The sequence below is a fragment of the Pedobacter jamesrossensis genome (assembly GCF_042650905.1).
Taxonomy (GTDB): domain Bacteria; phylum Bacteroidota; class Bacteroidia; order Sphingobacteriales; family Sphingobacteriaceae; genus Pedobacter; species Pedobacter jamesrossensis.
This window is the reverse complement of record NZ_JBHSBY010000146.1, coordinates 147003-164876: the sequence shown is the minus strand read 5'-3', so window position 1 is coordinate 164876 and position 17874 is coordinate 147003. Positions and strand designations below refer to the sequence as shown.

Annotated in this window: 18 protein-coding genes; 8 read left to right on the top strand and 10 right to left on the bottom strand. The window is 35.8% G+C overall.

Annotation, left to right across the window (positions count from 1 at the left end; genetic code table 11):
- The first annotated feature begins 2 nt into the window (after window positions 1-2).
- Window positions 3-350, top strand: coding sequence for a carboxymuconolactone decarboxylase family protein (locus tag ACFOUY_RS21430; protein WP_378963336.1), 348 nt, complete (start codon window positions 3-5; stop codon window positions 348-350).
- 20 nt (window positions 351-370) lie between these two features.
- On the top strand, window positions 371-919 hold the full coding sequence (locus ACFOUY_RS21425) for a GNAT family N-acetyltransferase (RefSeq protein ID WP_378963335.1): 549 nt from the start codon (window positions 371-373) through the stop codon (window positions 917-919).
- Between the two features lie 8 nt (window positions 920-927).
- Here ACFOUY_RS21425 and ACFOUY_RS21420 read toward each other — a convergent pair whose 3' ends face one another.
- The gene (locus ACFOUY_RS21420) at window positions 928-1611 is read right to left on the bottom strand and encodes a hypothetical protein (protein ID WP_378963334.1); all 684 of its coding nucleotides are present in this window, start codon (window positions 1609-1611) and stop codon (window positions 928-930) included.
- Between the two features lie 155 nt (window positions 1612-1766).
- Between ACFOUY_RS21420 and polA the strand changes: the two genes are divergently transcribed.
- The 3 genes from polA (at window position 1767) to ACFOUY_RS21405 (ending at window position 5917) form a co-directional block, all read left to right on the top strand.
- Window positions 1767-4577 carry a DNA polymerase I gene (polA, locus tag ACFOUY_RS21415; protein WP_378963333.1) on the top strand — a complete coding sequence of 937 codons (2811 nt, stop codon included), beginning with the start codon at window positions 1767-1769 and terminating at the stop codon, window positions 4575-4577.
- Window positions 4578-4586: 9 nt separating this feature from the next.
- The gene (locus ACFOUY_RS21410) at window positions 4587-5444 is read left to right on the top strand and encodes a TonB family protein (RefSeq protein ID WP_378963332.1); all 858 of its coding nucleotides are present in this window, start codon (window positions 4587-4589) and stop codon (window positions 5442-5444) included.
- Window positions 5445-5593: 149 nt separating this feature from the next.
- Window positions 5594-5917 carry a hypothetical protein gene (locus ACFOUY_RS21405; protein ID WP_378963331.1) on the top strand — a complete coding sequence of 108 codons (324 nt, stop codon included), beginning with the start codon at window positions 5594-5596 and terminating at the stop codon, window positions 5915-5917.
- 54 nt (window positions 5918-5971) lie between these two features.
- Here ACFOUY_RS21405 and ACFOUY_RS21400 read toward each other — a convergent pair whose 3' ends face one another.
- The 9 genes from ACFOUY_RS21400 to ACFOUY_RS21360 all read right to left on the bottom strand — a co-directional run bounded on the left by ACFOUY_RS21400 (window position 5972) and on the right by ACFOUY_RS21360 (window position 15657).
- Window positions 5972-6649 (bottom strand): metal-dependent hydrolase, encoded by a 678-nt coding sequence (locus ACFOUY_RS21400; protein WP_378963330.1) that lies wholly within the window; start codon window positions 6647-6649, stop codon window positions 5972-5974.
- A gap of 52 nt (window positions 6650-6701) precedes the next feature.
- A complete protein-coding gene (locus ACFOUY_RS21395; protein ID WP_378963329.1) occupies window positions 6702-7007 on the bottom strand; it encodes a YbaB/EbfC family nucleoid-associated protein in 306 nt (101 codons plus the stop codon).
- A 503-nt stretch (window positions 7008-7510) separates the two neighbouring features.
- Window positions 7511-8740, bottom strand: a complete 1230-nt coding sequence (locus ACFOUY_RS21390) for a serine hydrolase domain-containing protein (protein WP_378963328.1) — start codon at window positions 8738-8740, stop codon at window positions 7511-7513.
- A gap of 68 nt (window positions 8741-8808) precedes the next feature.
- Entirely contained in the window at window positions 8809-9360 is a 552-nt protein-coding gene (locus ACFOUY_RS21385) for a cupin domain-containing protein (RefSeq protein WP_378963327.1), read from the bottom strand.
- 175 nt (window positions 9361-9535) lie between these two features.
- Window positions 9536-11314 carry a DUF885 domain-containing protein gene (locus ACFOUY_RS21380; RefSeq protein WP_378963326.1) on the bottom strand — a complete coding sequence of 593 codons (1779 nt, stop codon included), beginning with the start codon at window positions 11312-11314 and terminating at the stop codon, window positions 9536-9538.
- Window positions 11315-11582: 268 nt separating this feature from the next.
- Window positions 11583-12713: a Fic family protein gene (locus ACFOUY_RS21375; RefSeq protein ID WP_378963325.1), complete on the bottom strand. Its 1131-nt coding sequence runs from the start codon at window positions 12711-12713 to the stop codon at window positions 11583-11585.
- A 368-nt stretch (window positions 12714-13081) separates the two neighbouring features.
- Entirely contained in the window at window positions 13082-14161 is a 1080-nt protein-coding gene (locus ACFOUY_RS21370) for an NADH:flavin oxidoreductase/NADH oxidase (protein ID WP_378963324.1), read from the bottom strand.
- Between the two features lie 108 nt (window positions 14162-14269).
- Window positions 14270-15259 carry an aldo/keto reductase gene (locus ACFOUY_RS21365; RefSeq protein ID WP_378963323.1) on the bottom strand — a complete coding sequence of 330 codons (990 nt, stop codon included), beginning with the start codon at window positions 15257-15259 and terminating at the stop codon, window positions 14270-14272.
- A 2-nt stretch (window positions 15260-15261) separates the two neighbouring features.
- Window positions 15262-15657 carry a DoxX family protein gene (locus ACFOUY_RS21360; protein WP_378963322.1) on the bottom strand — a complete coding sequence of 132 codons (396 nt, stop codon included), beginning with the start codon at window positions 15655-15657 and terminating at the stop codon, window positions 15262-15264.
- 181 nt (window positions 15658-15838) lie between these two features.
- Here ACFOUY_RS21360 and ACFOUY_RS21355 point away from each other — a divergent pair, with 181 nt between their 5' ends.
- Genes ACFOUY_RS21355 through ACFOUY_RS21345 form a run of 3 tightly spaced genes read left to right on the top strand, consistent with a single transcriptional unit; the run spans window position 15839 to window position 17873 of the window.
- On the top strand, window positions 15839-16666 hold the full coding sequence (locus ACFOUY_RS21355; protein ID WP_378963321.1) for an ABC transporter ATP-binding protein: 828 nt from the start codon (window positions 15839-15841) through the stop codon (window positions 16664-16666).
- Between the two features lie 5 nt (window positions 16667-16671).
- Window positions 16672-17481: a hypothetical protein gene (locus tag ACFOUY_RS21350; protein WP_378963320.1), complete on the top strand. Its 810-nt coding sequence runs from the start codon at window positions 16672-16674 to the stop codon at window positions 17479-17481.
- Window positions 17482-17498: 17 nt separating this feature from the next.
- The gene (locus tag ACFOUY_RS21345) at window positions 17499-17873 is read left to right on the top strand and encodes a GntR family transcriptional regulator (RefSeq protein WP_378963319.1); all 375 of its coding nucleotides are present in this window, start codon (window positions 17499-17501) and stop codon (window positions 17871-17873) included.
- The last annotated feature ends 1 nt before the right edge of the window (window position 17874 follow it).

The window sequence follows — 17874 nt, the reverse complement described above, 5'->3', positions numbered from 1 at the left end:
CAATGGGAAAATTAGTAGAAGAATTTAATGGCTATCGCGAAAAAATGAACGATAGAATAATGGAAACCGCGAATACCAATATCAAACGTTTCTTTGCTTTGGATACAACCTCTTACGCTGATGGGGCTTTAGATGTTAAAACGAAAGAGATGTTAGGTTTGGTTGCCTCGATGGTTTTGCGCTGCGATGACTGCATTAAGTATCATCTAGGTAAATGCCAAGATGCCGGCGTTAACAGTGAAGAAATGAATGAGATTTTTATGATTGCAAACCTGGTTGGTGGAAGTATTGTTATTCCGCATTACAGAAGAGCCGTCGAATATTGGGACGAATTGAATTCAGCTGAGTAGATATTCCAATAAATATTTAAATGAAAGCTTCTGCAAAAATTGTTGACATTATTCTTAAAAGTGAAAGACTAACTTTAAGGTCTTTTTGCGAAGATGATTTACAGAATATTTATAAAGGTTTATCTAACAAAGATGTTATTAAATATTATGGCGTTAGTTATTCTAGTTTAGAATCTTCGAAACAACAATTACAATGGTTTGCGGATTTGCAAAATCAGGGAGAGGGAATTTGGTGGGCAATTTGTGCTCCAAACGGAGTTTTTTATGGTGCAATTGGATTTAATAATCTTAGTGTGGAGCACAAAAAAATAGAATTAGGTTTTTGGCTTTTGCCAGAATTTTGGGGTAAAGGAATAATTGCCGAAGCAATATATTTAACCAGTGCTTATGCTTTTAATATTTTAAATATAAATAGAATAGAAGCTTTTGTAGAGCTAGAGAATAAAAATAGTGCTAAGGCTTTACTGAATAGTAGCTTTAATTATGAAGGTACAATGATGGATTGTGAAATCAAAAATGGTGAGTTTATCAGCCTTATGATTTTTGCTCGATTTAATACCACCGATTAGCATCCATCCTATTTCTTCGCTTCGTTATACTCTTTTATCAACTCAATTACATCGCGACTGTTTAGTGCAGTATTGGCTTCAACCTTTTCTTTCATGGCGGGTTGGTCGCCAAGTTTTTGAAGCAAAATTGTTTTTACTTCTGATTTTCTAATATCTTCAGTAATTGCTTTAATCGGGATTTCCTGTAAAGGTCCGGCGCCAGGCTTTTCGATAAAATACCTTACCACTGGTGCGCCAGCTGGTCTGTCGGGCATAGTATTTCGACCTCCTCCAATGCTAATTCCACCACCTAAGCCCATCCCGCCGTAACCACCAGTACCAGTTCCTATTCCAACCGAAGGTCTGAATCTTACATTTTTCTGTTTCACTGGCGGCATCAAGTTTTCTCCACCGAAAGAATATAAGTTAACGGTTCCCATTTCAATTAGCTTAACAAAACGGTATTCTAAATTTTTACCTGTAGCAAAACCTTTGCTTAAATAACTGTTCCCATTCCAAAAGAAATTCTTCACATCTCTCGCCGGAAGAATAACATCAGTTTTATCATTTTCACTAATAAAAACAGAGAAATAATCCGTTCCTTTTATCGTTCCACGAATTACATCATCGTTATTTTTTACGATAAAATCTTGTGCATCAACACTAAAAATGTTGAATAAGCATATTGCAATAAGAAAGCAAAAAATCTTCATAGTAAAGGTTAATAATTAGGATAACGCAATTTTAATGCTTTTGGCACATCATTCCTAAAATTCATACGTTTTAGTTTCGTCAGATTATTAACTTTGGTTAATTTACAAATCCGATACATCATTTTTATCGGTAATCATTAAATCTGTGTAATCACATGAATAATAAAAAACTCTTTCTTTTGGATGGAATGGCGCTAATGTATAGAGCGCATTTTGCGTTAAGTAAAAACCCACGTTTCACCTCTACAGGTATAAATACATCAGCAGTAATGGGTTTTACCAATACTTTGCTCGATGTTTTAAAGAAAGAAAAACCAACACATATTGCAGTCGTTTTCGATACAGAAGCACCTACAGAAAGACACACCACCTACGAAGCCTATAAAGCACAACGCCAGGCAATGCCCGAAGATTTGGCTGCAGCAATGCCTTACGTTATTAAATTGATAACAGGCTTTAACATTCCGGTAATTACATCCGACGGATACGAAGCGGATGATATTATAGGTACACTTGCCAAAAAGGCAGAACAGAAAGGCTATCAGGTTTATTGTATGACTCCCGATAAGGATTTTGCGCAATTGGTTTCTGAAAATATCTTCATATACAAACCCGCAAGAATGGGCAATGATATGGAGATTCTTGGCGTTAAAGAAATTCTTGCAAAATGGGAGATTGATAACGTATTGCAGGTTATAGATATTTTGGGTTTATGGGGTGATGCAGTTGATAACATCCCAGGTATTCCGGGTATTGGCGAGAAAACAGCGAAATCTTTAATTAAAACCTATGGCTCGATGGAAAACATTATAGCCAACTCGCACGAGCTAAAAGGCAAGCAACGCGAAAACGTAGAAAATTTTGCCGAGCAAGGTTTACTTTCAAAAAAACTGGCTACAATTTTATTAGATGTTCCGGTCGAATTAGACGAGGCAAGTTTAGAACTTTGCGACCCAAGTCGTGATTTATTAGAACCGCTGTTTACAGAATTAGAATTCAGAACTTTAGGTCGCAGAGTTTTTGGAGATGGATTTTCAGTTACTACAGCAAAATATGGTGAAGGTGCACAGACTGATTTATTTGGAAATCATTCGGTAGAAACCATTCAATATACAAACACAATAGAAGAGGAGCCGGCAGAAAAGCTACCGGCTAAAACAATAGAAAACACCGAACACGATTATAAACTTGTTGAAACTACAGAGCAGCGAGCAGAATTAATAAAGCTTTTGCTTACGCAAGATAGAATCTCGTTCGATACAGAAACAACGGGTACAGATGCAAACATGGCTGATTTGGTTGGCTTATCTTTTTCGATAAAACCGGGTACGGGTTATTATGTTCCGGTTTCGGCAGTTAGAGAAGAAGCACAAGCAATTGTTGATGAATTTAGGGTTGTGCTCGAAAACGAAAAAATTGAAAAGATTGGGCAGAATACCAAGTATGATATTTTAGTTTTCAAATGGTACGGTGTACAGGTAAGAGGAAAACTTTTCGATACTATGTTGGCGCATTACCTAATCGACCCGGATACCCGCCACGGAATGGATGTGTTATCCGAAAACTATTTAGGTTATTCTCCAATTTCCATAACGAAGTTAATTGGACCGAAAGGGAAAAACCAGGGAACCATGCGGGATGTAGCAGTTATCGATGTGGTAGATTACGCTGCTGAAGATGCTGATGTAACTTTACAACTGGCGCATGTTTTCGAACCAAAACTAAAAGAATTAAATGCAGCAAAACTTGCCGAAGAAATTGAAAACCCTTTGGTTTATGTTTTAGCTGATATAGAAAAAGAAGGTGTTCGTATAGATATGGAAACCCTTAAAGCTTACTCGGCAGAGCTTGAAAAAGAAATCATCAAATCTGAGCAAAGTGTTTATGAAAAGGCAGGGATTAAGTTTAATCTCGCATCGCCAAAGCAATTAGGCGAAGTTTTGTTTGATAAACTTCAACTCGACCCTAAAGCGAAGAAAACTAAAACGGGTCAATATCAAACTGGAGAAGATGTTTTAACAGCCTTAGCAAGTAAAAGTGATATTGTAAAGGATATTTTAGATTTCCGCCAGTTGCAGAAGCTTAAATCTACTTACGTTGATGCCTTGCCGCTAATGGTTAATCCAAAAACCGGTCGCGTTCATACTTCATATAATCAAGCGGTAGCTGCAACAGGAAGATTAAGTTCTAATAATCCTAATTTACAGAATATTCCTATTCGTACAGAAAGAGGGAGAGAAGTTAGAAAGGCTTTTATCGCCAGAGATGAAAACCATATTCTGTTATCTGCCGATTATTCTCAGATTGAGTTAAGAATCATAGCCGAAATCAGTAAAGACGAAAATATGCTCGATGCATTTACAAAAAGCATCGATATCCACACGGCAACAGCCGCTAAGGTTTACGGAATTAGTATCGAAGATGTAGATAGCACACAAAGAAGAAATGCTAAAGCGGTAAACTTTGGTATTATTTACGGTCAATCTGCTTTTGGTTTATCTCAAAATTTAGGTATTCCTCGCAAGGAAGCTGCTGAAATTATCGAGCAATATTTTGCCCAATATCCTGGTATAAAACGCTACATGAGCGATACCATGAATTTTGCCCGAGAAAATGGCTTTGTTGAAACGATTATGGGTAGACGACGTTATTTAAGAGATATCAATTCGGCTAATCAAACGGTGCGTGGATTCGCAGAGCGAAATGCGATTAATGCGCCAATTCAAGGTTCTGCAGCCGATATGATTAAAATTGCCATGATTAATATCCATAAGGAAATGATAGCTCAAAAACTTCAGTCGACCATGACTATGCAGGTGCATGATGAGTTGGTTTTCGACGTTTTAAAGTCGGAAAAAGAAATAATGAAAGCAATCATTCAAGATAAAATGACTAATGCTATTAAACTAACTGTACCAATTGTTGTAGAAATTGGCGAAGGCGAGAACTGGTTAGCTGCTCACTAATTTCAGGATATGAAAAAGATAGTATTTTTCGTTTTGAGTTTAATCTCTTTATCGGTTTTTGCTCAGCAGAGCGACACTTTATACAGCTATACCAATATTGGTGGTAAAGAGGTTAAAAAATTAGATAAGGCTGTTAACATTTATAAGGTTTACAGGGGTGATAGCACTAGTTGGGTAAGAACAACCTCTGACAAAAACCTTATTTTAGTTAAAAAGGAAACGTTTGCAAATGAAAATTTAAGCGTATTAAACGGTCCATATATAGAATATCAAAATGGGAAGATAAATCTTTTTGGTTCTTATTTAAGAAATAATAAAACAGGCTTGTGGACTAGAAATTATCCCGAAGGGCAAATTATGGAAACCGAAACGTATGTGCAAAATATTTTAAACGGTTCTTTTACTTCTTATTACGTTAATGGTAAAATAATGGAACAGGGAAATTATTCGGAGGGAAAAATGACAGGCGAATGGAAACTGTTTGGAGAAGATGGCGAGCTAAAATCAATTAAAATTTTTAAAGATGGCGTTTTAACAAGCCCTAATACAAATGCAGTTAAAATGCTAAACCTAACGCCTCCTCAATTCCCTGGAGGGATGAAAGTATTTTACCAATATTTGGGTAGAAATATACAATACCCAAAAGAGGCGCTAAAGATGGGGCTAACAGGTAAAGTTTATTTTATGATCACAATTGATAAAGAAGGGAAACCAAAAGATTTTAAAGTTATATCTTCACCAGGCTACGCCCTCACAGATGAAGCCCGAAGAGTTGTAATGAATTCGCCCAGATGGATTCCTGCTACTGAAGATGGCAAACCAGTGGATATGAAACAAACGCTCAATATAAGTTTTAGCGTGAATTAAAATCAAATAATTATTATTCCTATCTTCATTAAATCTTCATCCCAATTAATCAATTTTATATAAACAAATAAACGAGTTAAAAAATTAGGGAAATGAAACCTCGAAGTGAAACGAAGAAGATTCATGATAACTAAAAAAATCTAAAAGACATGAAAAAATTATTGAGTTTAATCGCAATCGCAGCATTTGGTTTAACAACGGCATTTGCTCAAACACCTGCTACAGCAACTCCAGCTAAAAAAGCAGTAAAAAAAGAGGTGAAAACTACTGTAGCTCCTGCAAAGGCAGCAACTAAAATGGAAGCTAAAAAAGTAGAGGCTAAAACTACTGCAACAACTTCAAAAATGAAAGCAGACGGAACGCCTGATATGCGTTTTAAAGAAAATAAAGGTAAAGCAGTAACTAAGGTTGCAGGGCCAACTAAAAAAGATGGTACAGCAGATATGCGTTACAAAGCAAATAAAAAGAATTAGGTTTAGGTTTATAATTCGAAAGGTCCCGACGTAAAGTTGGGACCTTTTTTTGTTTTAAAGCGCTATTGTTTCGCCAATTGCTGGCAATAATAAAGTTTTGTTTTCACGCTTAAATTTATCAATTGCTACTTCAGTATCAATCTCTATAACCGGGAATGTATTATAGTGTACGCCAATAACTTTATTGCAATCAAAATATCTCGTCGCAACTATTGCATCATCAATATCCATTGTATAATTTCCGCCAATGGGCAAAATGGCGTAATCTAAATTATAAATATCTGCTAAAACCTTCATTTCGATGGTTAAGCCAGTATCGCCTGCAAAGTAAATTTGTTTTCCATCAACTTCTAAAACAAAGCCAGCAGGGTTGCCACCATAACTACCATCGGGCAAACTAGAAGAGTGCGTAGCAACAACCATTCTAACTGTTCCCCAGTCGAATGTGAACTTGCCAAAATTCATTTCATGAAACTTTTCTACACCTTGGTTTTTAGCCCATTCGGCAACCTCAGGCATAGCAATAACGGTTGCACCTGTTTGCTTTGCCAGCATTACCAAATCTGCAACGTGGTCGCCATGACCGTGGCTTACTAAAATATAGTCGGCTTCAATTGCTTTAACATCAATATCTTTAGCTAATGGGTTATGCGTAATAAATGGGTCGAATAAAAGTTTTTTACTCGCTGTTTCGAGCAAAAAACATGATTGACCGTAATATGTAAATTTCATAATATCGGGATTTAAAATTGTGAAAAGGAATATTTCTTGTGCTTGCTTTAGTCTATTGACCGAACATGCCGCCCAAACCCCCAAGCATATCTTTTGCCGAAGCCTGCATTTCAGTAGCGCTTACTTCTTCTGCATTTGCAAGAGCTTTATTTATTGCAGTAAGTAAAAGTTCTTCAAGCTCTTCTTTATCTGCATTTTTTAAGAATTCTTCATCAATTGCTACAGCTGTAATTACCTTATTTGCCGTTGCCGTAATTTTTATAGCACCATTTTCTACCTCGCCAAATACCGAAATTGTATCCAGGCGTTTCTTAATTTCTTCGGCCTTTTGTTGTGCCGCAAATAACTTATCGAACATAATATTAACTGTTTTATTATAAAACGAAATTAAAGCTATTTGTTTTTAGTTTTTGTAATTTTTTTAAGAAAAGCAGGTTCCTCCTGAATAGGACAGAGCAGTCGCCTGTTTTGCTAAATACTTCAGAAGAAAATGTAATCTTGAGGATTAATTTATTTCACAAAATCAATATAAATGACACCAGCAGTAGTTGAACTAAGCGAATGAATGATTATGTATCACAATAAAAATTCAGCTATTGTAAAAGATTTAATTTGGCGGTATCGTCATGCTCATCTTGACTGGGCATCCTAATGCTTTAATAGGCTTTTATTTCATAACCTTTCTATCGCTTTACGATTCTCGTTTTCACGGGAATGACGACCGCTCAAAATATTATTCTGCTAACAGTAATTCAAAATCAATTTTGAGACAGACTCATGGAGTACTTAGGTTTTCCAAGATGCCTAGATTGAAAGCTTGATGGATTATTTATTTTTAGCCATATTACCAGTATCTATGCTTTAATCCTCATCACTACCTGGCAAACTTCCATTGCCGTGATAAGCTCCTTTGCGAATAATTGGCATATTAAAATGCTTGTATAAGTCATCCAGGTGCATTAAACTGCCATTTGTTAAATTGCCTAAGAAAATAATAACAATATTTTTATCTAAATCGCGAACATAAATGTGTCGGAAACCGTGCCACCAACCTGTGTGGTAAACAACTCTATCCATTTTATCACCTTCAAAAAGTCTCCAGCCGTAACCGTAATTAAAGTGACCGTTTACGGGTTTGTTTCGCCCAACATAAGCAGAATCTAAACTCTTTTTTGATAAAAGTCTTCCATTTTTTAAGTATTTATCAAACAGTACTAAATCATGTATGGTACTGTAAATTCCCTTGTCGCCAACAGGTCCATCTAAAAAGTTTTGCGCAACCGAATATTTCCAGGTTCTGTCGTGCCCAACAACATCAACAGGTATTTTTTCATACTCCGAAGTGCTGTAAACGTGGGTATGTTTTAATCCGGCGGGTTTAAAAACATGTTCCATCATGTATTGCGAATAACGCTGACCCGTAACTTTTTCTATAATTGCGCCCAAAACCATAAAGTTTGAATTGTTGTAATGAAAACGGTTATCTGGTTTCGTATACGGATTAGGCTTTTTCTCAGCGATAACATTCATCACATCCTGATTGGTTACACCTTTTTTCATCGGACGTTTTTCTTTCCTCCAGATATCGTCAATGAAATAAACATAATTCATCATACCGCTACGATGGCTTAGCAAAAGTTTTACGGTAATGCCGTTGTAAGGGAAATTTGGATAGAATTTTTTAACATCATCATTTAATGAGAGTTTACCAGCCTCGACTAGTTGCATAATTGCCGTTCCGGTAAAGGTTTTGGTAATCGAAGCAAGTTCAAATTCTGAATTTATTTTAAGGCTATCGCGATGCAGGTAATCAGCCCAGCCAATAGCTTTTTCATAAAGAATTTTTCCGTCCTTCGCCACAAGCATATTTCCATTGAAACCATATTTTTTATGGAGGTTATCAACGAAGTTGGCAATCCATTTATCGCCTTTGGCTGGATTGTAAGCAATTAAAAGGCTATCAGCTTTATCATCCTCTTTAACGCGGATCTTTGCATCCGCAGCTTTTTTTTCTTCAGATTTTTTGCTGTTACAAGCAGTAAAGAGGGTTAATGAGATGGCGAAGGCAGAAACTATATGTCGAAAATTCATTTATTCAGGTAGTGTGATATTTAAAACCCGAAAATTAAAGAATTTTGAATGGTTAAATGCAAAGAGTTTTAAACATTCTTACAATTCCGATTATACCAACACTCAAATAAATGTCCTTTTGCTCCGTAAACGGGGTCGTTTTCTGGTTTGTCTACTTTTGCTATTTCTTCATCAGCCTCTGGGCGCTCGCTCGCTTCACCATATTTTAAATTGTAGGGCAGACCTTCAGGATAAGCACCAACAACTGTAAAATCTTTACTGGCCTTTAGCTTCTTATGTGCAACTCCGGCAGGAATAACAACTACGTCGCCCTTATCTAATTCAATACAAACCCCATGTTCGCCCCCAAACTGAACATCGGCATTGCCACAAAATACCCCCATAACTTCGTGTGTATTGCTATGGTAATGATGGTAATCGAAAATGCCATCTATCCAGGCATTGGAGTAGCCATTTTGTGCAAAAACTGTTTTGATAACTTCAGAAGTGTCATCGGGATGAATCAAAAAAGCACCTTTGTAAATCATTAATGGGTAAACGGCGTTGTTCGGGAAATTTCCGTTTTCTTCTATAATGTGTGAAACTAAATATGCCTCCTGAATTAGCTTTTCTTTATCCATAACTAAGTATTTATGTAATTAACAAAGTAATAAGAGAAGGGTTTACAATTAAAAAATTATTTATCTGTTAAACTCAATATCTTATCACATTGAGCGAAGTCGAAACATATTTAAAGTCTTCGACTTCGCTTAGGATGATATTTATAAGAAAATCTAAATAGTTTCTTGTTGATTTCTATTTCTGACTCTCTGCCCAAGCATTCATTTTATTTTCGAAAACTGATAAGGGCAAAGAACCATCTTTTAAAACCTCCGTATGAAATGCCGCCAGTTTAAATTTGCTGCCTAGCTCTTTTTCATATTTATTCCGCAACTCTCTAATTTTCATGGCGCCAGTTTTATAACCCAAAGCTTGCGCAGGTATGCCCATATAACGCTCGATTTCTGCTGTTGCACCTTCTGTACTTATTGCTTCATTATCGGTCATATATTTAATAGCTTGTTCTCTCGTCATATTTTTCGTGTGAATGGCCACATCTACAACCAAACGAATAGCACGATGCATTTCATCACCCAAAGCGCCCATGTGCTGATAAGGGTCTTGATATAAACCCAGTTCCTTGCCAAGCGATTCGCAGTATAGTGCCCAGCCTTCTACGTAAGCATTATGCCCACCAAAACGACGAAAATTTGGAAGTAGAGTATTCTCCTGTGTTAAAGAAATTTGGTAATGGTGACCCGGAATTGCTTCGTGAAGGAACAGAGACTCCATTCCTGAAGTGGTGTTAAATTTTGTTGCATCCAAAATTGGAACATAAAATATTCCTGGTCTTTTACCATCTGCCGAGCCCTGGTTATATTCTGCACTTGCCGAAGCAGCTCTGAAAGCTTCTGTTTGACGAATTTCGAAAGGTGTTTTAGGCTCACTTTCAAACATCTTTTTCAAGTTCGGTTTCATTCTTTGATGAATGTCTTCAAATGCATCAAGTATTTCTTTGGGGTTTTTATAAGGCATAAATTTTTTATCCGTTTTCATGTATTCGAAAAAGGTTTTTAAATCGCCCTTAAATCCAACCTGATTTTTTATGCTATCCATTTCGGCTTTTATTCTGGCAACCTCTTTTAGTCCGGTTTGATAAACTTCTTCAGGCGTTTTGTTGGTCGTAGTTTGCTGTCTAACCAGATAAGCATACCACTCTGCGCCTCCTGGCATTGCAGAATAACCAGATGTGGTTCTTGCTTTCGGTAGGTATTCATTTTGAAGGAAATCGCCCAATTTTTTATATGCAGGGATAATTACATTTGATATCGCATTGCGATACTCCTCCGTAATTTTTTGCTTCTCGGTTGCAGAAAATGTAGAAGGTATTAATTTAACTGGTCCGTAAAATAAACTTTGTTCTGGCGTTGCAACCACCATACTTTGCATTTGTGGAATCATTTTCACCACCAAAGCTTTCGGTAGTACAATACCAGCCGAAGCGCCTTTTTTAAAGTTTCCAATTGCAGTATCGGCCCAAACCGAAAATGCCGAGGCACGTTTTAGCCAGTCTTCATAATTTTTAACCGTTTTAAAAGGTTGCGCACCTGTTCCAGAACCTAACTGACCAAACATTAGGGGCAATGCAAACATTTGATTAAATGGAAGATATTCTGGATGGTATTTAAAACCTTCTATGTTCATTGAAATCTGGTCTTTCATGTAATCGAAAGATAGCTTATCATTAGCATTAAGACTTTCTCTGTCGTAATTTTTTAAACTATCCAGATAACGTTCATTAAAGCTTTTGTTTTGTTGGATATAAGCTAGTGAGCCATCGTTAGGTAATAAATCATTGTAGCGTTCATCACCAATAAATGTAGCTGCAATTGGATTTAATTTCAATCCATCCTGGTAATAAGTTTCGCACATTGCCGCAAACTGTTTATTCGCTTCCGTATTGCCTGATTGATTACTTTGTTTGCATGCTGTAATTGCTGTAATGAATGCTGCAAAAAGAAATATCTTTTTCATTTATTTTTGTTTAGGTTCTAACCAAAAATAGCAAATTTTTTGCACAGCTGTTAAGTACACCTAAATCCACAATGTAAAACCCACGCTTTTTACTTGAATGTTAACCTAAGCTTTATGTATTGATTGTTTTCTTGCCAGTATAGTTTTCATTTTAAAACCACTGCAATTTGAAAGGATTTTATAAAAATTACATGGACTAATTTTCTCTTTTTTTGACCACGTAAAATTAACGTGGGCTAATTTATTGATTTTTGGCCCGCGTTAATGTTTAGCTATTTTCGGTAACGATGCTAGTTTGCTCAACATCTTCTTTCCTTAAACTGCTTACGTTAATTAGAAGTTCAATTAAATCATTATTGAAGTAGTAATTTTCTTTGCCAATTTTATTTTTTGTGATTAAACCCGTTTCACAAAGCTGATCAAGGTGTCTGCCGGCTGTTTTCCTGGCTATTCCGAGGTCGTTTTTTATAAATTCAATTTTTGTATAAGGGTGTTTAAAAAGACTGTTAATTAAATCTTGCGAATAAATTTTTGGCAATTCAGACCTAATTTTTTGTTTGTGAATGACCATCAGTTTTTTAATTTCTCTGATGATAAATGATGTTTGTAAGGCCGTTTCCCCGACAGCATCAAGCATGTATAAAATCCAAGGCTCCCAATCATTGGTTTCCCTGGTTTCTTGCAATAAGCGGTAATAGGTTGATTTGTTTTGGTTGATATATCTACTTAAATAAAGAATTGGCAACTTAAGCAAATTCTCTTTTACGAGATATAAGATATTAATAATCCTACCCGTCCTTCCATTCCCGTCATAAAAAGGATGTATACTCTCAAATTGATGATGGATAATTGCCATTTTCACAACTGGATCTAAATCTGTCAGTGCTTCGTCATTGATAAAGTTTTCAAGATTACCCATTAACTCAATAATTTTATCTAATTCTTGTGGCGGAGTATATACTGTTTCGCCAGTTTGGTCATTCTTTAGTGCCGTTCCTGGTACTTTTCTAAACCCAGCATCATTTTCTTCGAGTAAAGCTTGTAACTTAAGAATATGATTTATTGTAATTAATCCACTTTCTCTTACCTGATTAAAGCCCTCTAAAAGAGCCTGGGCATAATTATAAACTTCTTTGGCTGCATGGCTTGTAAATTGTCTTGTAATGCTATCGCTGGTGTAAAGCTCATCGTGTGTTGTGACAATATTTTCAATCGCCGAGCTATCCTTTGCTTCTTGTAAGGAAAGCGTATTTAATATTATTCTTTCGTTTGGAATACTTTCTGCAACTCCATTTAATGCGGCCAATGCAGCACGAACCGCATTAAGTCTTTTCAAAACTGCCTTTGTTTCCACATCCTGTGGTAATGGCAATGTGGGTATTTGATGTATTTTGGCCATTTATATTGCAATTGAATAATAACGTGGACTAATTTAATGGTTTTTTGTCCATATCCAAATAACGCGGGTTAATTTATTGATTTTTGGCCCACGTTATTTGGATAATATTCTTATGATTGCAGGACTTTATTTCTAACCCGATAGAGTAAACTTGCCATAAACGCAAGAAAAGGCCATCCCTAAGTATCAATGTCATTAACTTAAGCAGATTCGGTGTCAACCTGAACGGAGTCGAAGACCTTTTTTATAGTCGAAAACAAAAATATTTGTCTTTCGACTACGCTCAAGATGACAATATTTTTTTGTTTTCGACTTAAGTTAATGATGTTGCCCTAAGGATGGCGTTTTCAATAAGTTTAAAGTAGACTCTATTTCTTGAAAATCTCTCTTTTAGCTCTAATATATTGATTAGGCCACTCTGTTTCATCACCTAAAATCTGTGCTGCATGAGTCGGGAAATAAGCATCGCGAAGCGATTCTCTGGCAATAAAGATTAGGTCAGCTTTTTCTTGTTCCAAAATTTCTTCAGCTTGGTGTGCATCTACAATTACACCGACTGCGCCAGTATAAATGCCAATTTCATTTCTAATTTTATCAGCAAAGGGAACCTGATAGTTTGGGCCTGCCGGAATAAAAGCATCTGGAACATTACCACCTGATGAGGTATCAATTAAATCTACACCTCTATCTTTTAAAACGGCTGCTAATTGGAGCGAATCATTTTCATTCCAGCCGCCTTCAGTCCAATCTGTAGCTGAAATGCGAACAAATAATGGTAAGTTTTCTGGCCAAACCGATTGAACGGCTTCAGCCACATCAATAACCAAACGGATTCGGTTTTCGAAGCTACCGCCATAAACATCGTTACGTTTATTACTAAGTGGGCTAAAAAATTCGTGTAACAAATAACCATGTGCAGCATGAATTTCTACAACTTTATAACCAGCATCTAAAGCACGTTTTGCTGCGGCTCTAAAAGCAAAAACTATATCTTGAATTTCAGAAATGCTTAACTCATGCGGTTCAACCTGTCCTTTCTTAAATGGGATTGCCGATGGACCAACCGGTTTCCAGCTGTTTTCGCCTTCTGCGATTTGCTCGCCGCCTTTCCAGGGTAATTCGCAACTTGCTTTTCTACCTGCATGGGCTAATTGAATACCGGCAATTGCACCATTTGTGTGGATGAAAGAAACGATTTGTTTCAACTTTTCTACATGTTCATCTTTCCAGATACCTAAATCGCCATAGGTGATACGGCCTTCGGCGGTTACCGCTGAAGCTTCCTGGATAATTAATCCGGCGCCACCAACAGCACGACTGCCAAGATGCACCAAATGCCAATCGTTGGCAAAACCATCAACAGCAGAATATTGACACATTGGTGAGATTACAATTCTATTTTTTAGCGTAACATCCTTTATTGTAAAAGGAGAAAATAATTTAGACATATTATTTATGGTTTACCGCAAAGAAAGCAAAGTTTACGCAAAGAAAAAATAAGCCTTCCTGCCATTTTTTTGCTTTACAATTTGTTTATTTTCTTTGCGGTTGTTAAATTAAAATCCAGCGGTTTTCAATTCTGAATTAATAAACTGAATTTCTTCTGTAGATAATTTCACATTAATAGCTTCTGCATTTTGTACTGATTGTTTTTCGTTTCTGGCACCTGCTAAAGCAATGGTTATTCCGGGACGCTCAACTGTCCAGCGTAAAACTAATTGAGATAATGTTGCATTTTTTTCATCAGCTAAAGGCTTAATCCTGGCCAAAAATGCATTGGTTTTTTCAATACTCTCTGGTTTAAAAAATGGATTTCCCTGGCGATGATCGCCTTCCTCGAATTTGTAATCTTTAGTCATTTTGCCAGTTAACAAACCTCTTTCCATCGGACTGTAAGCAAGAACAGATTTATTTTTCTCGATACAGTAAGGAACGGTTTCATCTTCCACACCGCGATTAACCATGCTGAAAGGAATCTGATTAGAAATAATTTCTAAAGTCTTATCAGCTTCTTTTAATTCAGCAACATTGTAATTGCAAACACCTGCATAACGCACTTTTCCCTGTTCGATTAGTCTGCTTACTGCTTCGAAAGTTTCATTAATTGGCGTAGTAGAATCTGGCCAGTGAATTTGATACAAATCAATATAATCAGTACCTAGACGCTTTAAAGATTGTTCGCATTCATAAATTATACTTTCTTTACCTGCATATTTATAAATATCGATTTCTTTACCATCGTTGTTTTTACTCTTAAAGCCAAAATCGCCTTTGGCTAAATCCCAACGCATACCAAATTTGGTTAAAATTTGAATTTTATCTCTGGAAATTCCTTTAATGGCGTCGCCAACAATTTCTTCACTATCGCCTTGTCCGTATATTGGCGCTGTATCTATCGAAGTTACACCCAAATCGTAACCTGCTTTAATTGCATTAATGGCATCGTTTCTATCAGTGCTTCCCCACATCCAGCCACCTGCAGCCCATGCGCCAAATGTAATTACTGAGAGTTCTAAATCTGAATTTCCAATTTTTCTGTATTCCATAATTATTTTTTTAAAAGTTTATCAACCGCACAACTATTTTGCGGTAGGTAGGCTAATAACAACGATATAAATGCAACGTGGATAAGTTGAGACGGCAAAGCTTCCCAGTTTTCGATCATTGTTGTGCCAAAAATTAGTGCTAAAGAAACGGCTCCGGCAAGTAATAATCCTTGTCTTGTAAACAAGCCGACTAAAATCATCAAGCCAGATGCAAATTCTAAAATTGGTAAAGCATAACTAAAAGGCAAAACCAATGCTTCGGGCAAAAAGGATTTAGAAAACTGTGCCATCATCCAATAGCTAAAGCCGGTAAGTTTTGGTAAACGTACCAAACCATGACCAAAGAAGCTCAAACCAATAGCCAACCTGCTAATTAAATATCCCCATTTTACATCCATAATGTTGCGTTATTATACAAACATACAATCCACATGTTAAGGATGTTTTAACGAAATAAACATTAAACTCACATTTTACATAAGCTTTATAATTCAGCAGAAATAAAAATATATCCAAAATAATTTGGATGATATAAAAATACAACATACTTTAGTGTATTATTTAACTAATACAGTAGGTATGATAGATATTAACAATCTTAATTTTGGATACAGCAAGCATAAACCATTATTTAAAAATATGAGCATGCGTTTAAGCAATGGCCATATTTACGGTTTGCTTGGAAAAAACGGTGCAGGTAAATCAACACTGCTAAAAAACTTAGCCGGTTTGGTTTATGCACAAAGTGGCACATTGGATGTTATGGGTTTCAATCCTGCAAAACGACAACCCGAATTGCTGGAGCAAATTTGTTTTATCCCCGAAGAATTTTATTTGCCTTCGGTTAAGATAGATGCTTATGTAAAGGCAAATGCGCCTTTTTATAAAAAATTTAACCACAGTTATTTTGCAGAATTATTGAGGGAATTTGATATTCCGGCAAGCAATAAACTCATTAATATGAGCTATGGTCAGAAGAAAAAATTCATTATTGCCTTTGGTTTAGCCACACAAGCCAGATTAATTATAATGGATGAACCTACAAATGGTTTAGATATCCCATCGAAAGCTCAGTTTAGAAAAATTATGGCTTCAGCATTAACTGATGATCGTTGCATAATCATTTCTACACATCAGGTTAGAGATTTGGATAATCTGATTGATACTGTAATTATGCTTGATGAGAACGATGTTGCATTGAAAGCATCGGTTGAGGAAATAACCGAAAAATTAACCTTCAAAAGAGTTAAAGAACTAGATGATAGCATCATTTATGCCGAAGCATCTTTATCAGGCTACAATGCAGTAATGCCAAACTACCACAACGAAGATAGCAAACTCGACATGGAGCTTTTATTCAATGCCATTCTTGCAGAAAAAATTAAATTTAAACCCCTTTTTAACTAACAATCATGAATAATACATTTAATATAAATCGATTCGGCCTGTTGCTGAAAAGACAATGGTTAGATTTTGGGAAAATTTACCTGATAAGTTTACTTGTTGTTACTGGGGTAATTATTGGGTTTTATGCCTGGAATTCGCCTTCGCCTGTTAAACCTAATAATTTTGATTACGATGGAAATCTTGATATGCGTTTCCGTTATCCACTATTTCTAATTTTAGGATTTCTATTTATAAGCATTGTTGCTAGTAGTTATTTTTCATTATTAGGACAAAAATCTAGAGCAATTTTAGAGTTGATGACCCCAGCTTCAATTTTTGAAAAATTTTTAGGAGGCATTTTTTATACTGCAATACTGAGTTTACTTAGCTTCTTAATTTTGTTTTACATTACCGATTTTGCATTTGTTAAATATATAAATGCCCACTTAACCGAATTTAAAATTGATGGAAATAGTAAAAAAACTATTCAATCTGTTGATAGTATTGCGAGCCAAATCTTTACGGATGCTAATTACAGGTCTTTTCTAGTCAGTTTTTTTGCTTTGCCATTTTTGGTAACTAGTGTATTTCTTCTAGGGTCGGTTTATTTTAACAGGTTCCATTACATCAAAACAGCTATATCTGTTATGGTTTTTTCAGGTGTAGCAATATATATCGTTGCCAAATCTGCTGAATTGTTAACACGAGGTATGTTATCTAATAATAATGTAAAGGATAAAGACAGCATTTTAACGATTATTTTATTAATAACAATTGCTTTAACACTAATTATTTGGGCTATAACATACATTAGACTTAAAGAAAAAGAGGTTTAATTTTTAACTGATTAGATATGGAATTTAGAGATAATAAGGCGATATACCTCCAAATAGCAGATTATGTATGTGAGCATATTTTGTTAGAAAAGTGGAAAGCCGATGAGAAAGTGCCGTCAGTTAGGGAGCTTGCCGTAGAAATGGAAGTAAACCCAAACACCGTAATGCGCACCTACGAATTTTTACAAAATAAAAACATCATTAATAACAAAAGAGGTATTGGTTTCTTCATTGCCGATGATGCTGTAAAGAATGTAAAAAGCTATCGTAAAATACAGTTTATAGATGAGGAATTGCCTGTAGTATTCAGAAACATCTACTTACTAAATATTGGTTTTGATGAGCTTGAAACTAAATATAAAACATTTGTTAAAGAAAATTTTAATGCTTAAG

What these genes read in the sequence shown, in the direction of transcription:
- ACFOUY_RS21430 (WP_378963336.1), top strand. Translation starts at nt 3, where the DNA reads ATGGGAAAATTAGTAGAAGAATTTAATGGCTATCGCGAAAAAATGAAC.
- ACFOUY_RS21425 (WP_378963335.1), top strand. Translation starts at nt 371, where the DNA reads ATGAAAGCTTCTGCAAAAATTGTTGACATTATTCTTAAAAGTGAAAGA.
- ACFOUY_RS21420 (WP_378963334.1), bottom strand. Translation starts at nt 1,611, where the DNA reads ATGAAGATTTTTTGCTTTCTTATTGCAATATGCTTATTCAACATTTTT.
- polA (WP_378963333.1), top strand. Translation starts at nt 1,767, where the DNA reads ATGAATAATAAAAAACTCTTTCTTTTGGATGGAATGGCGCTAATGTAT.
- ACFOUY_RS21410 (WP_378963332.1), top strand. Translation starts at nt 4,587, where the DNA reads ATGAAAAAGATAGTATTTTTCGTTTTGAGTTTAATCTCTTTATCGGTT.
- ACFOUY_RS21405 (WP_378963331.1), top strand. Translation starts at nt 5,594, where the DNA reads ATGAAAAAATTATTGAGTTTAATCGCAATCGCAGCATTTGGTTTAACA.
- ACFOUY_RS21400 (WP_378963330.1), bottom strand. Translation starts at nt 6,649, where the DNA reads ATGAAATTTACATATTACGGTCAATCATGTTTTTTGCTCGAAACAGCG.
- ACFOUY_RS21395 (WP_378963329.1), bottom strand. Translation starts at nt 7,007, where the DNA reads ATGTTCGATAAGTTATTTGCGGCACAACAAAAGGCCGAAGAAATTAAG.
- ACFOUY_RS21390 (WP_378963328.1), bottom strand. Translation starts at nt 8,740, where the DNA reads ATGAATTTTCGACATATAGTTTCTGCCTTCGCCATCTCATTAACCCTC.
- ACFOUY_RS21385 (WP_378963327.1), bottom strand. Translation starts at nt 9,360, where the DNA reads ATGGATAAAGAAAAGCTAATTCAGGAGGCATATTTAGTTTCACACATT.
- ACFOUY_RS21380 (WP_378963326.1), bottom strand. Translation starts at nt 11,314, where the DNA reads ATGAAAAAGATATTTCTTTTTGCAGCATTCATTACAGCAATTACAGCA.
- ACFOUY_RS21375 (WP_378963325.1), bottom strand. Translation starts at nt 12,713, where the DNA reads ATGGCCAAAATACATCAAATACCCACATTGCCATTACCACAGGATGTG.
- ACFOUY_RS21370 (WP_378963324.1), bottom strand. Translation starts at nt 14,161, where the DNA reads ATGTCTAAATTATTTTCTCCTTTTACAATAAAGGATGTTACGCTAAAA.
- ACFOUY_RS21365 (WP_378963323.1), bottom strand. Translation starts at nt 15,259, where the DNA reads ATGGAATACAGAAAAATTGGAAATTCAGATTTAGAACTCTCAGTAATT.
- ACFOUY_RS21360 (WP_378963322.1), bottom strand. Translation starts at nt 15,657, where the DNA reads ATGGATGTAAAATGGGGATATTTAATTAGCAGGTTGGCTATTGGTTTG.
- ACFOUY_RS21355 (WP_378963321.1), top strand. Translation starts at nt 15,839, where the DNA reads ATGATAGATATTAACAATCTTAATTTTGGATACAGCAAGCATAAACCA.
- ACFOUY_RS21350 (WP_378963320.1), top strand. Translation starts at nt 16,672, where the DNA reads ATGAATAATACATTTAATATAAATCGATTCGGCCTGTTGCTGAAAAGA.
- ACFOUY_RS21345 (WP_378963319.1), top strand. Translation starts at nt 17,499, where the DNA reads ATGGAATTTAGAGATAATAAGGCGATATACCTCCAAATAGCAGATTAT.